The organism is Streptomyces asoensis (assembly GCF_016860545.1).
In the GTDB taxonomy this organism is placed as follows: domain Bacteria; phylum Actinomycetota; class Actinomycetes; order Streptomycetales; family Streptomycetaceae; genus Streptomyces; species Streptomyces asoensis.
In genome coordinates, this window is sequence record NZ_BNEB01000001.1 from 560,421 (window position 1) to 580,642 (window position 20,222).

A 20,222-nucleotide genomic window follows, 5' to 3' on the forward strand; every position below is an offset into this window, starting at 1 on the left:
ATCGTGACGGCCCGAGGTTGCACCCCCGTTGCCTGACCGTCACGGGTGTTTTCCGGTCCATCACGCCGGGCCGGGCGCCGGTGTGAGGTGCGGCTCGTGCCGCGCGGCGAACCGGATCACCTCCTGTCGCGTCTATCCCGCCCGAAGGGGCTTAGGCCCGAGCGACCCGTCGGGGCCTGGGGGAACACCGTATGGACATCCGTCTTCCGCGTCGACCGCGACTGCCGCGCACCCGTGCCGGGCAGCGGCGGCTGGTGCAGGCCGTGATGGCCGCGTGCGTGCTCGCGCTGCTGCCGGCCACCTGGCTGTACCTGTCCACGGCAGGCCGGCTCGGCACCACCGCGGGGGCGCCGCGCACCGGGGTCGCCGTCGTCTTCGGCGCCGGTCTGTGGGACGGCGAGCCCTCGCCGTACCTCGCGCACCGGCTGGACGCGGCGGCGACGCTGTACCGGGAGGGCCGCATCGAGGTCGTGCTCGTGACCGGCGACAACAGCCGCGAGGACTACGACGAGCCCGACGCGATGCGCACCTACCTGACCCGGCACGGGGTGCCCGCCTCGCGGATCGTCAGCGACTACGCGGGTTTCGACACCTGGGACTCCTGCGTCCGGGCCAGGAAGATCTTCGGCGTCGACAGGGCGGTGCTGATCAGCCAGGACTTCCACATCCGGCGGGCCGTCGCCCTGTGCGAGGCGGCGGGGGTGGAGTCGTACGGCGTCGGCGTCGCCGCAAAACACGATGTGACCTGGTACTACGGGGGTGTCCGGGAGATCTTCGCGGCCGGCAAGGCGGCCCTGGACGCGGTGTTCGAACCGGACCCCCGGTTCCTCGGCCCGAAGGAACCCGGGGTGACGAGGGCGCTCGCCGGGGCGCACTGAGCCGGCCGGGCCTCACGGCCGGGGGCGGGTGGTGGGGAGGGCAGCACCACACCGCCGTAACAGGAGACCGCACGGCACGTAACACGGCCGAAGCACGCTGGGCGCATGCCGACCGCCTCGACGCCCACCCACTGCCCGTACTGCGCCCTGCAGTGCGGGATGGCCCTGTCGCCTCTGCCCGCGGGGGGCGTCGAGGTGGTCGAGCGGCCGGACTTCCCGGTGAACCGGGGCGCGCTGTGCGGCAAGGGCCGCACGGCGCCCGCGGTGCTCTCCTCCGGGGTGCGGCTGACCTCCCCGCTGGTGCGCTCCGGCGGCTCGCTCGTGCCGGCCGGCTGGGAGGAGGCCCTGGACCGGATCGCCGGGGAGTTCGCGAGAGTGCGGGCCGCACACGGGGCCGACGCGCTCGGCGTGTTCGGCGGGGGCGGGCTGACGAACGAGAAGGCGTACGCGCTCGGCAAGTTCGCCCGGGTGGTGCTCGGCACCTCGCAGATCGACTACAACGGCCGCTTCTGCATGTCGTCGGCGGCCGCGGCCGGCATCAAGGCGTTCGGGCTCGACCGGGGGCTCCCCTTCCCGATGGAGGACATCCCGAGGACGGGCTGCGTGATCCTCGTCGGGTCCAACCCCGCGGAGACGATGCCGCCCGCCCTGCGCTTCTTCGACGAGCTGCGCGAGAACGGCGGCACGCTGATCGTCGTCGACCCGCGCCGCACGAGGACCGCCGAACACGCCGACCTGCACCTCGCGCCCCGCCCGGGCACCGATCTCGCGCTGGCGCTGGGCCTGTTGCACCTGATCGTCGCCGAGGGGCGGGTCGACGAGGAGTACGTCCGGGAACGGACGACCGGCTGGGAGGACGCGCGGGCGGCCGCCATGGCCCACTGGCCGGAGTACGTGGAGCGGATCACGGGGGTGTCCGTTCCACAGCTCCGGCAGGCCGTACGGCTGTTCTGCGAGCCGGCGGCCGCCATGGTGCTCACCGCGCGCGGGCCCGAGCAGCAGTCCAAGGGCACCGACACGGTCGGCGCGTGGATCAACCTGTGTCTGGCGACGGGACGGGCGGGCCGGCCGTTCAGCGGCTACGGCTGTCTGACCGGGCAGGGCAACGGACAGGGCGGGCGCGAGCACGGCCAGAAGGCCGACCAGCTGCCCGGCTACCGCAAGCTGGACGACCCGGCGGCCCGGCGCCACGTCGCCGGGGTGTGGGGCGTGGACCCGGACTCGCTGCCCGGTCCGGGCCGCAGCGCCTACGAACTGCTGGACGCGCTGGGTTCCGACGTGCGGTCGCTGCTGCTGATGGGGTCGAACCCGGTGGTGTCGGCGCCGCGCGCTGCACACGTCGAGGAGCGCATCAGGTCCCTGGACTTCCTCGCCGTCTGCGACGTGGTCCTGTCGGAGACGGCCGCCCTCGCGGACGTGGTGCTGCCGGTCACCCAGTGGGCGGAGGAGACGGGGACGACGACCAGTCTGGAGGGGCGGGTACTGCTGCGGCGCCGGGCGCTCGCCGCGCCCGACGGGGTGCGCAGCGACCTGGAGGTGCTCCACGGGCTGGCGGCGCGGCTGGGCGTCGAGAAGGGCTTCCCGACCGACCCCGAGGAGGTCTTCGAGGAGCTCCGGCGGGCCAGCGCGGGCGGGATCGCGGACTACTCCGGGATCAGCTACCGGCGGCTGGCGGAGGGGGCGGGCGAAGGCGTGTTCTGGCCCTGCCCCGCGGACCCGGCGGACCTCGAAGACCCCGAGGCCACCTCAGAACTCACGGAACCCGTGGACGGCGGTGCCGGGCGGCAGGACGGCGGTGCCGGGCGGCGGGAGCGCGGGACGCCCCGGCTCTTCCTCGACCGGTTCGCCACCGAGGACGGCCGGGCGCGGTTCGTGCCGGTCTCGCACCGGCCGGCCGCCGAGGAGCCCGACGAGGACTACCCCGTCCTGCTCACCACCGGGCGGGTGGTGGCGCAGTACCAGTCCGGCGCCCAGACCCGGCGCGTGGACGAGCTGAACGCCGCCGCGCCCGGCCCGTTCGTGGAGCTGCACCCCCGGCTGGCGGCGCGGCTCGGGGCGGCCGAGGGCGACGCGCTGGCCGTGGTGTCGCGGCGCGGACGGGCGGTGGCCCCGGCCCGGATCACTCCGGGGATCCGCCCCGACACCGTCTTCATGCCGTTCCACTGGCCGGGCGAGGGCCGCGCCAACTCGCTGACCAACCCGGCCCTCGACCCGACCTCGCGGATGCCGGAGTTCAAGGTGTGCGCGGTACGGGTGGAGAAGGCGGCGGGCACCCCCTAGGGGGTGTCTGGCAAATGGGCGCGGGTGAAGGAGCGGCGTCTGGTGCGTGCGATCGCAAGGCGCCGGAGCGCCCTCGTGGCGGAGCCACGTGGGGGTTTCGGCAACGCGGCTGGGGGTGCCCCCTCTGGGGGAGTGCGTGCCAGACGCCGCGACGCCGCGGGCATTTGTCAGGCACCCCCTAGGTCGCCTCGCGGGGCAGGCGCAGGGCCAGGCCGTCCAGGACGACCTCCAGGCCGTAGGTGAACTTCTCGTCACGGAACACGGCCGGGTCGGCCGACCCGGCCGCGTCCGTGGCGTAGTCGCCCGCGAGATGGGCGTGCGGGGCGGCGGCCTGCCGGGCGGCGGGCATCAGCCGGGCGATGAACGCGGCCTCGGTCTCGCCGGACCGCGCGACCGTGGTCAGCCAGGCCGCCTCGGTGGTGCTCATCCCGATGACATAGCCGAGCAGAGGCTCGACCGCCCGGCCGGGCTCGGTGAATCCGGCCGCCGTGAACAGGGCGGCGAGGCGCTCGGTGTACGCCATCAGGTTGGGCCCGAGGTAGACGAGGCCGGCCTGTCCGAGCACCGAGGCGAGCCAGGGGTGGCGCAGCACCGTGGCCCGGAACGACTGCCCGGCCCCGGCGATGCCGGCCCGCCAGTCGGCGCCGTCGGCGGACGGGACGTCCATCTCGGCGGCGACCTCGTCCAGGGCGAGTTCCATCAGCTCGTCCTTGGTGGCCACGTGCCGGTACAAGGAGGTCGCGCCCGCGCCGAGGCGGGCGCCCAGCTTGCGCATGCTCAGCGCTTCGACGCCCTCGGCGTCCAGCATCGCCACCGCCTCGCGCACGATCGCGTCCCGGCTGAGCGCGGGCTGGTCGGGCTCGCGCTTCTGGCGGGTCCAGACGGACGGGACGGCGGTCGGGTTCTTGGCCGGCACGGCTCCACTCCAGGTGATCGGCGGACTCCGGCCTGCGGACTCCACGGGCGTACATCGTGCGCTTCCAGCGTACAGAGCCGACGCGTTGCGCACACTGTTCCGGTGTGCGTACAGTGTGCGCATCGAACGGAACACCGTACGCAGGGCAGCCGCCCCGCACTGCGCAGTCGCCGAAAGGACCTGACGTCCCATGACGGACAACCGCAATCCCCGCCGCTGGTGGATCCTCGTCGTGCTCTGCCTGAGCACGGTGGTGCTGACGATCGACAGCATGGCCCTGACGGTCGCGGTCCCCTCGATGACGGAGGACATCGGCGCGAGCGCCCAGGACACCCAGTGGATCCTGGACTCCTACATCCTGGTCTTCGCCGGTCTGCTGCTGACCTCGGGCAGCCTCGGGGACCGCTTCGGCCGCCGCCGCGTGATGCTGACGGGCCTGGTGCTGTTCGGGGCGGCCTCACTGGCCGCGACGGTCTGCACCGACCCGGGCGAGGTGATCGCCGTGCGCACCGCGATGGGCGTCGGCGGTGCGCTGATCATGCCCTCCACCCTGTCCATCCTCATCACCGTCTTCGACGACGAGGAGCGCCGCAGGGCGATGGCGGCCTGGGGCTCGGTGTCGATGCTGGGGCTGGTCGGCAGCCCGGTCCTCGGAGGCGTCCTGATCGACCACTTCTCCTGGCACTCGGTCTTCCTCGTCAACGTCCCCGTGGTCGCGCTCGCCTTCGTCGCCGCCGTGCTCCTGATGCCCGAGTCCAGGGCGCCCTGGCAGAAGCCCGACCCGCTGGGCGCCGTGCTCTCCGCGGTCGGCATGACCGCCCTGGTCTGGTGGATCATCGAGATCCCGCAGCACGGGGCGTTCGGCGGGCGCTCGACGCTGTCGCTGGCGGTCGCCGTGGCCGCCCTGGCCGGCTTCGTCGTCTGGGAGAACGTCACGTCCGCCCCGATGGTCCCGCTGGCCCTCTTCAAGCACCGCAACTTCAGCGGCGGGTCGCTCTCGCTGGCCCTGGTCCAGATCGGCAACGGCGGTCTGCTGCTCGTCCTCACGCAGTACCTCCAGTTCGTGCTCGGCTACTCCCCCGTCGAGGCGGGCCTCGCGTTCCTGCCGCTCGCCGTCGCCGCGCTGATCGGCAACGGCACGGGCGTGAAGCTCGCGGAGAAGATCGGCAACCGGTTCGTGATCCTGTCCGGGATGCTCGTGATGACCTCCTGCTTCGCCCTGCTGACGACGGTCGACGCCGACTCGGGCTTCACCGTCCCGGCGATCTCCCTCGCGCTGCTCGGCCTCGGCGCGGGCCTGGCGATGCCGGCGGCCGTCGGCGCGCTGATGGGCACCATCCCGGAGGACAAGGCGGGGGTCGGCTCGGCCCTCAACGACACCATCCAGCAGGCCGGCACCGCCCTCGGCATCGCGATCCTCGGTTCCCTGCTGACCAGCGGATTCGCCGCACGGATGCCGTCGGACGCCCCGGAGACAGCCCGGGAGTCGATCGGCGGGGCGCTGGCGGTGGCCGGCGGGGACGCGGCTCTCGCGCGGACCGCCCGGGAGGCGTTCACCGCCTCGATGACGACGACCTTCACCGTCAGCGCGATCGGCGTCCTGGCGGCGGCGATCCTGGCGACCCTGGTCATGCGGGACCGCAGGCCGGCTCCGGCCGCGGACGCCTCCCCGGCCCAGGAGACGGCGGAGAAGCCGGTGGCGCAGTCCGCGGCACAGCCGGCGGAGAAGCCGGCCGGGGAAGCGGCGGCGGAGCCCGAGCCGGTCGCCTGATCCGCATCCGCCCGGTCCGGGCGGCACGCAGTGTCCGTTCCGGTGAGGCCGGCACCCCACGGGGTGCCGGCCTTCCGCGTGGGCGGCGCGCCGCGGGCGGGCGTCAGCCCGCGGTCTGCCAGCCCGGGATCAGGGGCATGACGGCCTGGGCGACCCGCAGGAGGGCGGTGTCGTCCGGCCGCACGTCGTCCTGGCGCCAGATGGCGAGCTCGTAGGAGCCTCCGCCGTCCTTGGTGTCCGGGGCGACGACCAGGGCGCGGGCGATGCCCCCCGGGCCGGTCTCGGACCGGCCCCCGCCGAGGTCGAAGCTGATGGAGATCGTCCGGCTCGAGTACAGCACCGCGGGGTGGCCCAGGACCGGCTCCTTACGCGCCTCGTCCAGCAGGTCCTCCATCCCCGCGATGGGGAGTTCGTCGTAGGACCGCGAGAGCTTCACGGTGTAGGTGTCCAGCTGGACGGTGCCCTCGGGGCTGGGGATCTCGCCGCCGCCCGCCGTCTTGACCGAGCCATCGCTGCCGTAGGCCGTGAGCGCGTGCTCCTGCGGAGTGCCGAGGAGCGTCGGCAGGTCCGCGCGGTTCAGCGCCGTGCACAGCTGCGTTCCGGAGACGCGCCGCGCCGCCTTCGCCGCCGCGTCGGCCTTCTTGTCCTCGTCGTCGGCCCGGCAGGTCGCCGGCTTGTCGGCCGCCTCGGCGTCGTTCTTCTGGATCACGTAGAGCCCGCCCCCGAGGGCTCCGACCACCACGAGCGCCGCGATGGCCTGAACCCATGGGTTCGGGCCCTTCTCGGGCGCGGCAACGTCCTCGCTCATGTCCCCCATTACCCCCGGTACCCCCTGCTCGCGCCGGATGCGCGCGCAGGGAGCGTAGCGGGTGGTCCAGCCACCGGGGAAGCGAAGTTTCCCATCGGTAACACGTCGGATCGCGGCGGCCCGCTCAGATCAGCTCGGGCTGGGGTTCCGGTCGGGGGGCGGGCACCGGCTTCGGCTCCCAGGACGTCGTCGTCCGGACGTATCCGTAGATCACCGAGACCATCGCCAGGACGAGCAGCGGCCCGAAGAACCACGGGTAGGAGGCCATCTCGTACGGCAGCCAGCGGTAGGACAGCAGCATCAGCGTGAAGACGGTCGCGCCGTAGGCGATCAGCCGGACTCCCGACCGGTCCCAGCCGCGGTCGTACGCGCGCAGGGTCGCCTCGATCGTGAGCGCGAACACCACGCCGGCGATGAGGTCGGCGCCGTAGTGGTAACCGAATCCGAGCGTCGCGCAGAGCGTCGCGATCAGCCAGAAGGCGCCGGCCCAGCGCAGGAAGCGCGGGCCCTTGCGGGAGTGGACGAAGATCGTGACCGCCCACGCCGTGTGCAGACTGGGCATGCAGTTGCGCGGGGTGACCTCGTCGAACGGCATGTGGTGCGGGACGCCGACGGGTGTGGTCGTCCCGGGCCACAGGTCGGCCACGGCCCACTGCACGCTGGGGTGCGAATCCGTCCAGAGGCTGACCGCCTGCCAGTGCTCGGTGCCGTCGCCGTAGGCGAAGATGGGCCCGACCACCGGGAAGATCATGTAGAAGGCCGGCCCCAGGAGGCCGATCGCCAGGAAGGTGCGCACCAGGTGGTGGGTCGGGAAGCGGCGCTCGGCCGCCACGTTGCGCAGCTGGTACAGCGCGACGAGGACGGCGGCGACCGGGAGCTGGCCGTAGACGAAGTCGAGGACGTTGAAGCCGATCGCGCCGCTGGCGGTGACCATCCGGCCCACCAGCCACGACGGGTTGCCCAGGGCGTGATCGGCGGTCGCCACGTACTGGTCGAGGACCATCGGGCGGGTCTTCGAGGTGATGAGCAGCCAGGTGTCCCCGGTCTTGCGGCCCGTCATCAGCAGCAGGCCCAGCCCCGCGCCCTTGAGCAGCAGCACCCGTTCGCGGCCGGTGCGGCGCGTGAGGGCGATGACCGCGCAGCCGATGGTCACCCACAGCGCCCCGTTGCCGAAGGGGTGCCCTTCCGTCACCTTGATGTCGGCCGCCCACCGCACCGCGAGGAAGACGAGGTCGATACCGATCGCGGCGCCGATCGCGATGATCCGCTGCCGCCAGGTGAACACCACCAGCATCAGCGCCATGCTGGCGTACAGCAGGCCGCCCGATTTGGGAGGGAAAATCACTTCACGGGCCTGGGTGGTGATCGGCCCCGGTATGCCCAGATGCCGGGCGACGAGCTCCAGCCCGAGGAGGAACGCGAGGACCACCGCACCGGCCACGCCCCACAGCGCCGCACGGGGGTGACGCTCACCCGGGGACGCGGAATTTCCCGTTATTCGCGACAACACCCGCGATGCTTCAGGTATCAACTGTTTGACCAATTTGCTTGATGTGACCGGAAAACACACGCTTCACGGTCGATGACCCGGTTTTCCGGTGAAGGGCGGATGAAGGACGGACGTCAGGGCGGGCAGGGCGAGTTCGAACATGTTAACGGAGCGGTTCGGGTGCGTTACCCCGAAATGGGCGAAGCCGCGCCGACCTGCCCGGACCCGCTCGTACGACGGTCGCCCCGGCCCCGCGAGGGGGCCGGGGCGACCGGGTGCGCGGCGTGTGCGAGCGGGTCAGTTCACGTTGACCGCGCTCCAGGCCGCGGCCACCGCGTTGTACTCGGCGCTGCCCGCGCCGTAGAGGTCGCGGGCCGCGTTCAGGGTCGCCGTCCTGGCCCCCGCGTACTTCGTCGAGGACGTCATGTAGACGGTCAGGGCGCGGTACCAGATCGCACCGAGCTTGTCGCGGCCGATACCGGTGAGGGTGGAGCCGTTGTACGTCGGGGAGTTGTAGGTGACACCGTTGACGGTCTTCGACCCGCTGCCCTCCGCGAGCAGATAGGCGAAGTGGTTGGCGACCCCGGAGGAGTAGTGGACGTCGAGGTTGCCGACCGAACTGCTCCAGTAGTCGGCGGAGCTGCCGTCCTTGCTCGGCTTGTCCATGTAGCGCAGGGCGTCACGGCCGAAGCCGGAACGGACGATCTTCTCGCCGATGAGGTAGTCGCCGGTGTCGGAGGCGTTGTTCGCGTAGAACTCCACGAGGGAGCCGAAGATGTCGGACGTCGCCTCGTTCAGGCCGCCGGACTCGCCCGAGTACGTCAGCGCGGCCGTCTTCGAGGTCACGCCGTGGGACATCTCGTGTCCGGCGACGTCCAGGCCGACCAGCGGACCGAGCTGGGTGCCGTCACCGTCGCCGTACGTCATGCAGAAGCAGCTGTCGTCCCAGAAGGCGTTGTTGTAGTTGTTGCCGTAGTGGACGCGGTTGTAGGAGCCCTTGCCGTCGTTGCCGATGCCGTTGCGGCCGTGCACGTTCTTGTAGTAGTCCCAGGTCACGTCGGTGCCGTACTGCGCGTCGACGGCGGCGGTGGAGCGGTCCGCGGTCGCACCGGTGCCCCAGTGGTTGTCCGCGTCGGTGAAGAGGGTGGCGGGCGCGCGGCTGATGCAGATGCCGAAGATGCACAGGTCCGTCTTGTTGGCCGCGTCGCCGGTGTACGTGTTCCCGCGGGTCGGGTCCTTCAGCTGGTACGTCGCCCCGGAGAGGGTCGTCTCCAGCGGGACCGTGCCGCCGTAGAGGGATTTACCGTCGCCCGTGGCGGTCTCGATGGTGTCCCACGCGTCGATCTGCGCGCCGGTGCGGGCGTCGGTCAGCACGGCGCGGGCGACCGGGTTGCCGAGCGAGTCCAGGGCGACGACATTGGTCCGCCAGGCCAGTCTGGGGGCGCCGTGCAGGGCGTCGACGACCAGCTGCGGCTTGGCCTTCACCTGCTTCAGCGACTCGCCGAGGTTCGCGGCGCGCAGGGCGTTCACGGCGACGTCGGCGGCCTTGGGGGCCGACACCTTCGGGGTGATGCTCGCGAGGGAGATCGCCGCCCCCGTCGCCCGGTTCGCGCTGCGGTACGCGCCGTCGGGAGCCAGGTGGACCACGAAGTCGCCGCCGAGGACCGGCAGTTGCCGGTAGGTGCGGTCGTAGCGGACGTGCTGGGTGCCGTCCTTGTCGACGATCACGTCACGGACGGAGGTGTCCTGCACCGCGGTGAGACCCAGGGTCGCCGCGTGGTCGACGAGGGCCGCCGCCGCGTTGTCGAGCGCGTCCGCCCGGGTCGGCCGGTCGGCCGCGTCGGCGACCGGGGAGAGCACGGCGGCCAGGAGCGTGGCGGTGGTGGCGGCGATGCCGGCGGTGGCGAGACGGGAACCTCGGACGTGCTGCCGTATCCGACTCATCAGTGTCTTCGGTCTCCTCGGAAGGGCGCCGTGGGGGCGCGTGTGGGGGTGGCCTGTGGGTGGCCTGTGGAGGTGGCGCTGATGTCGTCCTGGCATTTAAGAGGGCATGACATGTCATGTCCATAGCGCCTACGCGATGGACCGGTGAGGGGGCGGTGAGAGGAGAGAATCGTTTCCGTGAGCGCTCCGGGACTCCCCTTCTTCGTCTACGGCACCCTGCGCCCCGGCGAGGTCAACCACGACCTCCTCCTGCGCGGCCGCACCCTGCGCGAGGAGCCCGCGCGGCTGACCGGGGCGGTGCTGTACCGGGGCCCCGGCTACCCGTACGCGGTGGAGGAACCGGGCGGGACGGTGACCGGCGAGATCGTCACGCCCCTCCCCCGGGCCTACGCGCGCCTGCTCGCCGAGCTCGACCGGCTGGAGGAGTACGCGCCGGGCGACCCGGACAACCTGTACGAACGGGTGGAGCGCGAGGTCGAGGTCACGCCCGCGCACCCGGCGGCCGGGCGGGACGCACCGCGGACGACGGCGGTCCGTGGCGGCCCCGCGCCGCGTCCCGTACCGGGCCGGATCCTGGTGCGCGCCTGGGTGTACGTCGCCGCACCCGCCGTCGCCGCCCGGCTCCGGACCGACGGCGAACTGATCGCCGACGGCACCTGGCACCCCCACCCCTGACCGGCCCCGCCCCACGAACCCCGCCGCACCGCCCGGGCCCCGAGCACGGCGCGCACCCGCGCCTTCCCGCGCGGCGCACCGCCGCGTGCCCCCCGGGGATCCGTCCCCTCCGCGGCCGTCCGGGGGCCCGTGGTCACCCGTTCACCCGCCCCGGGGGCGGTTTTCGCGGGGGTGCCGTCCGCACCGCGGTGACCTGCCGGAACGCGGGTGCGGGCGCCGTCCCGTGGCCCGCATCTGACACCCATTCATCCCATTCCTGACACTCCCTCAGGAAGCGGAGGCCGCGCGCTGCGACTTACCTCGGAAGGGCAGTCAGACTCGAAGAGCTCGAAGGAGCACCGATGCGACGCATCGCCCGTCGTACCGCACGCCGCACCACCGGCCGCGCCGCACGCTTGCTGACCGGTACCGCGCTGGCCGTCCTCGCCACGGCCGGGTTCGCGGCGCCCGCCCACGGCGCCGGCACCCGGGCCGCGGGCCTGGAGGTGTTCCCGGCCACCGCGGTGCCGGGCGGGCGGGTCTCGGTGAGCACGACGGCGTGCGGGAACGGCGGGGCGGCGACGGGCGACGCCGGGGCGGTCGGCGCCGGCCGCTTCCCGCTCGCGCCCGGCGCGTACGGGGGCGAGGCGGCCGGACGGTTCCGGGTGCCGCCGAGCGCGCAGCCGGGAACGTACGAGATCGTCGCCGAGTGTGCGGCGGGCGGGCGGCGCGTCACCGGGGACCTGGTGGTCGTGCTGGCCTCGGACCGGCAGCCGGTGGCGCCGCGGGGAAGTGTGAAGACGGGGGTCGGCGGCGCACTGGGCCCCGACCCCGTACAGACCGCGGCCGGTGTGGCGGCTCTCGCCGTCGCCGCCGCGGGCGGTACCTGGCTCCTGCATCGCCGGGCGAGAGGCGACGGGATCTGACGGACACCCTCCGCTGTCCGTCCGCCGGTACCGCATGTCCCCTCCCCCTCCGGGCCCGACGCCCCTCGCGGCCCGGAGGGGGCGTGGGGCTCCCCCGAACAGGAAGATCACGCAAGACGTCCAGGCAGAAGGGTCCCGGCATGCCCAGGATCGGCAACACCGCCATAGCGGCCGTCACCGCGCTCGCTCTCGGCTCCGGCGCGTGGCTGCTGCACAGCGGGGCCGAGACGCACGCCCCGCCGCAGCCGTCCGCGGCCCAGGCCCGTTCGGGCGGCGCGGACGTGACCGGCCGGTCCGCACCGGCGCTGCCGCCCTCGCCGCCCGACCGCGTCCGCATCCCCGCCATCCACGTGGACGCCCCGCTCACGGGCCTCGCCCTCACCCCGTCCGGCGGCCTCGACGTCCCGCCCGCCGAGAAGGAGAACCTGGCCGGCTGGTACGAGGCGGGCACCACCCCGGGCGAGAGGGGCACCGCGATCGTCGCCGGCCATGTCGACAATGCCGACGGTCCCGCCGTCTTCTACGACCTGGGAGCCCTGCGCAAGGGCAGCACCGTCGAGGTGGACCGGCGCGACGGGAGTGTCGCCGTGTTCACCGTGGACGCCGTCGAGGTCTACCGGGCCGGCGACTTCCCCGACGAGAAGGTGTACGGGGCCGCGGGCCGGCCGGAGCTGCGGGTGATCACCTGCGGCGGGGGCTACTCGAAGGCGACCGGCTACCAGGGCAACGTCGTCGTCTTCGCGCACCTCACGTCCTCGCGCGTCTGACCGGGCACCGGCGCCTCCCCGCCCTTCCGTCGCTGCTTCCGCCTCTCTTCCGTCTGCCTTCCCTTCCCCTCCCGTTCCCCTCACCTCCACCTCCCGTCTTGTCGCAGATTGGTCAACTGCCCACCACAGAGCGCGAGATGACCGATGATCGAGGCATGCGTTCACCGGACCAGCAGGACACCGCCGCACGTCCCGCCCGGCCCCCGGCCGCCAACGCGCGCCCGAGCGAGGCCGCCGCTACGGCCCTGTCCTTCGGCGGGCCGGCCGGGCCCGTGGGGCTGCTCGGACTCGTGGGGCGGGTCGCGCCGATCGGCCTCGGCGGACCCGTAGGCCTCGGCGGACCCGTCGGCCTCGCCGGGCCGGACGTACCGGTGGGACCGGTGGGCGCGTCCGGGCCGGCCGGAGGCGGAGTCCCGCCGTCCGCCGGGCAGCTGCTGGCCTTGCAGCGCACGGCCGGCAACGCCGCCGTCGTCCGGGCGCTGGACCGGCAGCGGCAGGCCGGGCACCACACGCACGGGCCCTCCTGCGGCCACCAGGACCCCGCTCCCGTGCAGCGCCGGACGCAGGGCCCCGCCCAGGGCCGGGACGACTCCGCCGCCGTCCGGCGCCCCGAGCACGGACCGTCCTGCGGGCACTCCGGCTCCACCCCCGTGCAGCGCCACGCGCACGGGCCGTCCTGCGGTCACGACGGCTCCCCGCCGGTGCAGCGTTCGTCCGTGCCGGACGTGCTGCGCACCTCCGGGCAGCCGCTGGACGGCACGGTCCGCGCGGAGATGGAGGCGCGGATGGGCGCCGACTTCTCCGACGTGCGGCTGCACACCGGGCCGACAGCCCAGCGCTCGGCGGCCGAGGTGGGCGCCCGTGCCTACACCTCCGGCAGCCACGTGGTCATCGGCGCCGGGGGTGCGGACCGGCACACCCTGGCCCATGAGCTGACGCACGTCATCCAGCAGCGTCAGGGGCCGGTCGCGGGCACCGACAACGGCTCGGGGCTCAGTGTCTCGGACCCCTCCGACCGCTTCGAACGCGCGGCGGAGGACAACGCCCGCCGGGTGCTGTCCGCTCCGGCGCCGACCGGGGCGCCGCCCGTGCAGCGGACGGCTGCCGCCCCCACCGACGGGGCTCCCGTGCAGCGCACCGAGGCCACCTCCGCCGAGGAAGCGACCGTGCAGCGCACCGAGGCCGCCCCCGCCGAGGAAGCGACCGTGCAGCGGACCGCCGCGCCTGCTCCCGTGGCGACCGCCGGCGGACCGATCGCCGTGCAGCGGGCCGGCGACGGCGAGGCGTTCTTCGACCACGCCCAGTACTACGCGAAGACGGGCTGGCAGGAGGCGGCCGAGCAGTTCGAGAAGCAGCTCGGCGCGTACACCTTCAGACATCCGAGATCGCTGGACGCCGCCCGCAAGAGCGTGCACCGGCTCAAGCAGCTGCTCATCGCCTACGCCCGCACCGAACACAAGGACGTGGCCCTCGCCAACAAGTCGTTCTTCAAGGACGACAAGACGAGCGGCGGCCAGGTGGGCATCGACCTGACCACGGCCCAGATCAACGAGTTCTTCGCCCGGGACGGCAACGTCCGGGAGCTGATGACCGCCCTGTACAACGCCGCCTACTACAACACGGCGGCGGAACTCTCCCTCAAGCAGATCCTGAACGCGATCATCGGACCCAAGCCGCAGCTCGCGTCGACCCTGCGCATGAACGAGGAGCAGCTGAAGAAGCACTCCGCGTTCCTCAACGGCTGGTCCCGGCCGCCGCTGTGGGCCGCGGCGAGCCTGAAGGGCAAGGGCTACAACTACGAGAAGGACCCCTACGCGCTGGGCAACCTGCTGTGGCAGTCGGAGCCGGAGACCCTCGGCGGCGACACCCTCGAAATGATCAACAGCCAGGGACCGCGGAAGGAACGCAGCGAGGCCGACAAGGAGGCCCACCGCAAGACCCCCCGCGACTACGTGGACCGCGGCGCCCCGCTCAGCGACCGCGAGCTGGCGTTCGCGGGCAAGCCCGGCATGGACGACAAGCTGCCGTGGAACGAGGGCGCCGCCTACTGGGAGATCCAGCAGAACGAGTCCTGGCCCAAGGCGAACGCCGCGCGCGGCATCCCGGTCGTCGCCGGCATGTCGGGCACCACCACCCGGATGCTCAAGACCTTCCAGTGGATCAAGGTGCCCGGGGTGGACGTCTTCGACTACCGGATGGCCGTCATGGGCTGGATGCTGCCGTCCTGGGACCACTCCCTGTACGAGATCCTGCGCGGATCTTGGGCGGCCGGCGTCAAGGGCCCCAAGGAGTCCGCGCTCAAGGCCGACAAGGGCGCGGCGCTGATGTACCAGCACATCGCGCCCTTCACGGAGGAGGAACTGCGGCAGAACGTCTGTGTCGGCGGCCACTTCCCGCACGAGCTGATGTACCTCACCGAGGCCGGCAAGCCGCGGACGGCCGACCCCGCGACGAGCGGCTTCATGGAGCCCGGCCGGCCCGCGGCGAGCACCGTGGCCGGCAAGTACAACGAGTTCGCGCAGGGCGACACCGCGCCCACCCCGCGCATCGCCAAGTGGAAGGCCGACAACGGGGGCGCCTCCACCGCGGCCGTCACCGAGAAGTTCAAGCCCGCCCACGCGACCGCGCTCATGGCGTACACCGGCGGCGCGCACCAGATGATCAACTCGGTGGTGCGCAGCCGGCTGCTGCCCGAGGGCTACGCGCCCTACGGCACCGGCGCCCTCGCCACCGCGGGCGCCGAGGCCCTCTCCCTGCGGCAGATCAAGAGCCGGCTGAGCTGGGCCGCGCAGAACGACAGTCCCCAGCAGGAGTGGGTGCCCACGCTGAACGAGGATCCGGTGATCGAGCCGCAGCTCGCGGCCGCCCGGGGCACGGACCCGGTGGCCAAGAAGGCGGCGATGGCCGTCATCGACGCCCGGATCGACGTGCTCGCCCCCGTGCTCTTCGAGGAGCTGAAGGCGCACGCCGACATGACGATGGAGGCGCTTACCAGGTTGCCCCCGGTCACCGGCACGGTCTTCCGCGGCGACTGGAACGCCGGTGGCGACGAGTCGGTCTACCGGCTCGGCAAGCAGGCCGCGCTGAACTACCGGCCGGGCTCGATCTTCACGTCCTCCTTCGACAGCACCAGCAGGGAGAAGTCCGTGGGGCTGGACTTCATGCGCGGCCAGCGGGTCTCCGGCACGAAGACGCACCGGATCCTGCTGGAACTGACGCTGACGGGCAAGTACGGCCGTGACATCGACCCGTTCCACCAGTACCAGGGCACCGAGGCAGAGGTCCTGCTGATGCCGGGCGCCAACTTCAGGGTGGACAAGAGCGAGTGGGTGCAGGACCCCGGTCACGTGCCCGCCAACGGCGGCAGCGACTGGTACGAGCACGTGTGGGCCACGGAGGCGTGACGGCGCTGTCCGGCCCGCGGGCGTGACGGCACGGCCCGGCGGCCGCCACGGCCCGGCACCGCGGGCGCGGGGCGCAACCCTCACACCGGTGGGCCCGCCCCGCTGAGGGCAGCGTTCCTCGCGGGAAACAACGGTGATGCGGCCGGGTAACGTCGGCACCGCACGCTCCTTTGCATGACCTCGAATTCGCGTGTGGTGGTGATCGGCGCCGGCCTCGCGGGCGTACGACTCGCCCGCCGGCTCGGCGAGCTGGGCACGCCCGCGCTGCTGATCGGCGAGGAGGAGCACCGGCCCTACAACCGGGTCCTGCTCGCCGAGGTGCTGGCCGGCCGCTACGCCCCCGAGGTGATCGCGCTCCCCGCGCCCGACGGCGCCCTCCGCGCCCGCGTCACGGGCATCGACCGCGACCGGCGGACCGTGACCTGCGCGGACGGCACGACGATCGCATACGGCACGCTGGTGCTGGCCACCGGCTCCAACCCGGTGCTGCCGCCGCTGCGCGGTCTGTTCACACCGGACCACGTCCTGCCGGAGGGCGTCCACGCCTTCCGCACCATGGACGACTGCCTCGGCCTGTCCAAGGCCGTGCGGCCCGGCGTCCGGGCCGTCGTCATCGGCGGCGGGCTCCTCGGGGTCTCCGCCGCCCGGGCGCTGGCCACGCGCGGCGCCCAGGTCGTCCTGGCGCAGCAGGCCGAGCGTCTCATGGAACGCCAGCTCGACCCGAACGCGTCCGCCCTCGTGCTCCGGCATCTGACGGACCTGGGCGTCGAGGTCCACACCGAGTGCCGGGTCCGTGACGTGCGCTGCCTCGGCGGCGCCGTCCGCTCGGTCGAGATGGCCGACGGCTACGCCCTCGACGCCGACCTGGTGGTCCTGGCCTGCGGGGTCTCCCCGCGCGCCGGTCTCGCCAAGGACGCGGGGATCGCCGTGCACCGGGGCATCCTCGTCGACGACGAACTGCGTACCTCCGACCCGCACGTCCGGGCGATCGGCGACTGCGCCCAGCACGACGGGACCGTGTACGGGCTGGCCGCACCCGCGCTCGAACAGGCCGACGCCCTGGCCGAGTCGCTCGCCGGCGACCCGGACTCCCGCTACCGCGGCACCCGCGCCCTCACCCGGCTCACCCTCGCCGGGACCAGCGCCTTCGACCTCGCCGCGTTCGGCGAGACGGAGCCGCTCCCCGGCGACGACGTCGTCCAGCTCGCCGACGCCACCCGCGGCACCTACCGCAAGGTCGTCGTGCGCGACGACCGCCTGGTCGGCGGGGTCCTGGTCGGCGAACTCGGCACCGTCGGCGCGCTGGCGCGCGCCTGGGAGGGAGCAGAGCCGCTCCCCTCCGGCGGCGGCCCCCTGCTCCACCTGCTCACCAACGACGGAGGCTCCTGATGACCGCCACCCCCGGGGGCACCCCCACGATCGTGCTCGTCGGCCACGGCATGGTCGGCCAGCGCTTCCTCGAGGCGCTCGCCGAGCGCGGCCTGACCGCCACACACCGCGTGGTCGTGCTGTGCGAGGAGCCGCGTCCCGCGTACGACCGCGTGCAGCTCACCTCGTACTTCTCGGGGAAGACGCCCGAGGATCTGTCCATGACGGACCCGGCGTTCCTCGCCGACCACGGCATCGAGCTGCACGTCGGCGATCCCGCGGAGACGGTCGACCGCGAGGCCCGCCGGGTCACGGCCCGCTCGGGACTGGCCGTCGACTACGACATCCTCGTCCTGGCCACCGGCTCCTACCCGTTCGTCCCGCCCGTCCCCAACAAGGACGCCGAGGGCTGCTTCGTCTACCGCACGATCGAGGACCTCCTCGCGATCGAGGAGTACGCGAGGACGAGGACGACGGGCGCCGTGGTCGGCGGCGGACTGCTCGGCCTGGAGGCGGCCGGCGCGCTGAAGGGACTCGGACTCACCTCGCACATCGTGGAGTTCGCACCCCGTCTGATGCCGGTGCAGGTCGACGAGGGCGGTGGCGCCGCGCTGCTGCGCACCATCGAGGAGATGGGCCTGTCCGTCCACACGGGCGTGGGCACGCAGGAGATCGTGGTCGACGAGTCGGGCGCGGTCACCGGCATGAAGCTCTCCGACGGCTCCGAACTCGCCACCGACCTGGTGGTGTTCAGCGCCGGTGTCCGGCCCCGCGACCAGCTGGCCCGCGCGTGCGGTCTGACGGTCGGCGAGCGCGGCGGCATCGCCGTCGACGAGCAGTGCCGCACGCTGGACGACCCGCACGTCTTCGCGATCGGCGAGTGCGCGCTGGCCGCCGACGGCCGGGTGTACGGCCTGGTGGCCCCCGGCTACGAGCAGGCGCTCACGGTCGCCGCGGCCATCGCCGACGACGAGTCCGAGCAGCTCGCCTTCACCGGCGCGGACCTCTCCACCAAGCTGAAGCTGCTCGGCGTGGACGTGGCGTCCTTCGGCGACGCGCACGGCACCGCCGAGGACTGCCTCGACGTCGTCTACTCCGACTCCCGGTCCGGCCTGTACAAGAAGCTGGTCATCGGCCGTGACGGGACGCTGCTCGGCGGCATCCTGGTCGGCGACGCGGAGGCCTACGGCACCCTGCGCGCCTTCACCGGATCCGTGCCGCCCGTCTCCCCCGAGTCGCTGGTCCTGCCGGCCGGAACCGGCGAGTCCGTCCAGCTCGGCCCGTCCGCGCTGCCGGACGAGGCGATCGTCTGCTCCTGCCACAACGTGTCCAAGGGCACGATCCGCGGCGCGGTGACGGAGCACTCCTGCACGACCGTGCCCGAGGTCAAGAAGTGCACCAAGGCCGGTACCGGCTGCGGAAGTTGCGTCAAGGTGCTCGGCCAGCTGGTCACCGCCGAGCTGGAGGCGAACGGCGTCGAGGTCGACAAGGGCCTGTGCGGCTGCTTCTCGCAGACCCGCGAGGAGCTGTACGAGATCGTCCTCGCCCTGCGCGTCAACGCCTACCAGGACCTCCTCGACCGGTACGGCCGGGACGGCGCCCGGGGCGGCGACGGCTGCGAGGTCTGCAAGCCGGCCGTCGGTTCCATCATCGCCTCCCTGGCCCCGACGATCGGCGCGAGCGGCTACGTCCTGGACGGCGAGCAGGCGGCCCTCCAGGACAGCAACGACCACTTCCTCGCCAACCTCCAGAAGAACGGCTCCTACTCGGTCGTCCCGCGCATCCCGGGCGGTGAGATCACCCCCGAGGGCCTGATCGTGATCGGTGAGATCGCCCGCGACTTCGGCCTCTACACGAAGATCACCGGCGGTCAGCGGATCGACATGTTCGGCGCGCGCGTGGAGCAGCTGCCGCTGATCTGGACCCGCCTGGTCGACGCCGGCTTCGAGTCCGGTCACGCCTACGGCAAGTCGCTGCGCACGGTGAAGTCCTGCGTCGGGCAGACCTGGTGCCGCTACGGCGTCCAGGACAGCGTCCGGATGGCGATCGACCTGGAGCTGCGCTACCGGGGGCTGCGCTCCCCGCACAAGCTGAAGTCGGCGGTGTCCGGCTGCGCCCGCGAGTGCGCCGAGGCCCAGTCGAAGGACTTCGGCATCATCGCCACCTCCAACGGCTGGAACCTCTACGTCGGCGGGAACGGCGGCGCCACCCCGCGCCACGCCGACCTGCTCGCGCAGGACCTCGGCGACACCGAACTGGTGCGCCTCATCGACCGGTTCCTGATGTTCTACATCCGCACCGCCGACCGGCTGGAGCGCACCTCGACCTGGCTGGACCGGATCCCCGGCGGCCTGGACCACGTCCGCGAGGTGGTGGTGGAGGACTCCCTAGGTATCTGCGAGGAGCTGGAGTCCCTGATGAACGACCACGTGGCGCACTACGCCGACGAGTGGGCGACCACCATCAACGACCCGGAGAAACTGGCCCGGTTCGTGTCCTTCGTCAACGCCCCCGACACCCCCGACCCGGTCGTGGGCTTCGTGCCCGAGCGCGACCAGATCAAGCCCGACCTGCCGTTGCTGACCATCGGCCACCGTCCCCTGGAAGGGAGCGCCCAGCGATGACCCTGGCACCCGAGATGACCGACCTGAAGGTCCAACTGAGGCTGGAGGAGCAGTGGTTCACCGTCTGCGACCTCAGCCTGCTGACCCCCGGCCGGGGCGTCGCCGCCCTGCTGCCCGACGGCCGTCAGGTCGCCCTGTTCCGGGACCGGGCGGGCGAACTGTACGCCGTCGACAACCGTGACCCGTTCGGCGGCGCGGCCGTCCTCTCCCGCGGCCTGACCGGCACCCACGCGGGCCGCACGTTCGTCGCCTCGCCCCTGCTCAAGCAGCGCTTCGACCTGGCGAACGGGGAGTGCCTGGACGACGAGACGGTACGCATCTCCACCTACGAGGTGCGAGCGGCGGTCTGACACCGGGGCCCCGTCCGGGCACCCGCCCCGGCACCCGGCCGGG

The 20,222-nt window shown here is 72.9% G+C and carries 14 protein-coding genes; 10 read left to right on the top strand and 4 right to left on the bottom strand.

Annotation, left to right across the window (positions count from 1 at the left end):
- The first annotated feature begins 191 nt into the window (after positions 1-191).
- Together Saso_RS02455 and Saso_RS02460 are read left to right on the top strand one after the other, a co-directional pair.
- The gene (locus Saso_RS02455) at positions 192-878 is read left to right on the top strand and encodes a SanA/YdcF family protein (protein WP_189917508.1); all 687 of its coding nucleotides are present in this window, start codon (positions 192-194) and stop codon (positions 876-878) included.
- Positions 879-983: 105 nt separating this feature from the next.
- Positions 984-3,158, top strand: a complete 2,175-nt coding sequence (locus Saso_RS02460; RefSeq protein WP_189917509.1) for a molybdopterin oxidoreductase family protein — start codon at positions 984-986, stop codon at positions 3,156-3,158.
- Positions 3,159-3,336: 178 nt separating this feature from the next.
- Here Saso_RS02460 and Saso_RS02465 read toward each other — a convergent pair whose 3' ends face one another.
- The gene (locus Saso_RS02465; RefSeq protein WP_229900994.1) at positions 3,337-4,074 is read right to left on the bottom strand and encodes a TetR/AcrR family transcriptional regulator; all 738 of its coding nucleotides are present in this window, start codon (positions 4,072-4,074) and stop codon (positions 3,337-3,339) included.
- 190 nt (positions 4,075-4,264) lie between these two features.
- On the opposite strand from Saso_RS02465, the gene Saso_RS02470 reads away from it, so the two are divergent.
- A complete protein-coding gene (locus tag Saso_RS02470; RefSeq protein ID WP_189917511.1) occupies positions 4,265-5,845 on the top strand; it encodes an MFS transporter in 1,581 nt (526 codons plus the stop codon).
- 103 nt (positions 5,846-5,948) lie between these two features.
- Here Saso_RS02470 and Saso_RS02475 read toward each other — a convergent pair whose 3' ends face one another.
- The 3 genes from Saso_RS02475 to Saso_RS02485 all read right to left on the bottom strand — a co-directional run bounded on the left by Saso_RS02475 (position 5,949) and on the right by Saso_RS02485 (position 10,086).
- On the bottom strand, positions 5,949-6,653 hold the full coding sequence (locus Saso_RS02475; RefSeq protein WP_307822185.1) for a DUF6215 domain-containing protein: 705 nt from the start codon (positions 6,651-6,653) through the stop codon (positions 5,949-5,951).
- Between the two features lie 124 nt (positions 6,654-6,777).
- On the bottom strand, positions 6,778-8,094 hold the full coding sequence (locus Saso_RS02480) for a phosphatase PAP2 family protein (protein WP_189917514.1): 1,317 nt from the start codon (positions 8,092-8,094) through the stop codon (positions 6,778-6,780).
- A gap of 345 nt (positions 8,095-8,439) precedes the next feature.
- Positions 8,440-10,086 carry a M4 family metallopeptidase gene (locus Saso_RS02485; protein WP_189917516.1) on the bottom strand — a complete coding sequence of 549 codons (1,647 nt, stop codon included), beginning with the start codon at positions 10,084-10,086 and terminating at the stop codon, positions 8,440-8,442.
- A 168-nt stretch (positions 10,087-10,254) separates the two neighbouring features.
- Between Saso_RS02485 and Saso_RS02490 the strand changes: the two genes are divergently transcribed.
- From Saso_RS02490 to nirD, 7 genes are all read left to right on the top strand, one after another.
- Positions 10,255-10,761 carry a gamma-glutamylcyclotransferase family protein gene (locus Saso_RS02490; protein ID WP_372442397.1) on the top strand — a complete coding sequence of 169 codons (507 nt, stop codon included), beginning with the start codon at positions 10,255-10,257 and terminating at the stop codon, positions 10,759-10,761.
- 341 nt (positions 10,762-11,102) lie between these two features.
- A complete protein-coding gene (locus Saso_RS02495; RefSeq protein ID WP_189917520.1) occupies positions 11,103-11,666 on the top strand; it encodes a hypothetical protein in 564 nt (187 codons plus the stop codon).
- A 140-nt stretch (positions 11,667-11,806) separates the two neighbouring features.
- On the top strand, positions 11,807-12,433 hold the full coding sequence (locus tag Saso_RS02500; RefSeq protein WP_189917522.1) for a class F sortase: 627 nt from the start codon (positions 11,807-11,809) through the stop codon (positions 12,431-12,433).
- A 155-nt stretch (positions 12,434-12,588) separates the two neighbouring features.
- Positions 12,589-15,837, top strand: coding sequence for an eCIS core domain-containing protein (locus tag Saso_RS02505; RefSeq protein ID WP_229900996.1), 3,249 nt, complete (start codon positions 12,589-12,591; stop codon positions 15,835-15,837).
- 174 nt (positions 15,838-16,011) lie between these two features.
- The gene (locus tag Saso_RS02510; protein WP_189917523.1) at positions 16,012-17,226 is read left to right on the top strand and encodes an NAD(P)/FAD-dependent oxidoreductase; all 1,215 of its coding nucleotides are present in this window, start codon (positions 16,012-16,014) and stop codon (positions 17,224-17,226) included.
- Positions 17,226-19,829 (top strand): nitrite reductase large subunit NirB, encoded by a 2,604-nt coding sequence (gene nirB, locus Saso_RS02515; RefSeq protein ID WP_189917524.1) that lies wholly within the window; start codon positions 17,226-17,228, stop codon positions 19,827-19,829. The genes Saso_RS02510 and nirB overlap by 1 nt, the downstream gene beginning before the upstream one ends.
- The gene (gene nirD, locus Saso_RS02520; RefSeq protein ID WP_189917525.1) at positions 19,826-20,179 is read left to right on the top strand and encodes a nitrite reductase small subunit NirD; all 354 of its coding nucleotides are present in this window, start codon (positions 19,826-19,828) and stop codon (positions 20,177-20,179) included. The genes nirB and nirD overlap by 4 nt, the downstream gene beginning before the upstream one ends.
- The last annotated feature ends 43 nt before the right edge of the window (positions 20,180-20,222 follow it).

Excerpts from the sequence above, each read along its gene's own strand:
- Saso_RS02455 (WP_189917508.1), top strand. The coding sequence starts at position 192 with ATGGACATCCGTCTTCCGCGTCGACCGCGACTGCCGCGCACCCGTGCC.
- Saso_RS02460 (WP_189917509.1), top strand. The coding sequence starts at position 984 with ATGCCGACCGCCTCGACGCCCACCCACTGCCCGTACTGCGCCCTGCAG.
- Saso_RS02470 (WP_189917511.1), top strand. The coding sequence starts at position 4,265 with ATGACGGACAACCGCAATCCCCGCCGCTGGTGGATCCTCGTCGTGCTC.
- Saso_RS02475 (WP_307822185.1), bottom strand. The coding sequence starts at position 6,653 with ATGAGCGAGGACGTTGCCGCGCCCGAGAAGGGCCCGAACCCATGGGTT.
- Saso_RS02485 (WP_189917516.1), bottom strand. The coding sequence starts at position 10,086 with ATGAGTCGGATACGGCAGCACGTCCGAGGTTCCCGTCTCGCCACCGCC.
- Saso_RS02495 (WP_189917520.1), top strand. The coding sequence starts at position 11,103 with ATGCGACGCATCGCCCGTCGTACCGCACGCCGCACCACCGGCCGCGCC.
- Saso_RS02500 (WP_189917522.1), top strand. The coding sequence starts at position 11,807 with ATGCCCAGGATCGGCAACACCGCCATAGCGGCCGTCACCGCGCTCGCT.
- Saso_RS02505 (WP_229900996.1), top strand. The coding sequence starts at position 12,589 with ATGCGTTCACCGGACCAGCAGGACACCGCCGCACGTCCCGCCCGGCCC.
- Saso_RS02510 (WP_189917523.1), top strand. The coding sequence starts at position 16,012 with ATGACCTCGAATTCGCGTGTGGTGGTGATCGGCGCCGGCCTCGCGGGC.
- nirB (WP_189917524.1), top strand. The coding sequence starts at position 17,226 with ATGACCGCCACCCCCGGGGGCACCCCCACGATCGTGCTCGTCGGCCAC.
- nirD (WP_189917525.1), top strand. The coding sequence starts at position 19,826 with ATGACCCTGGCACCCGAGATGACCGACCTGAAGGTCCAACTGAGGCTG.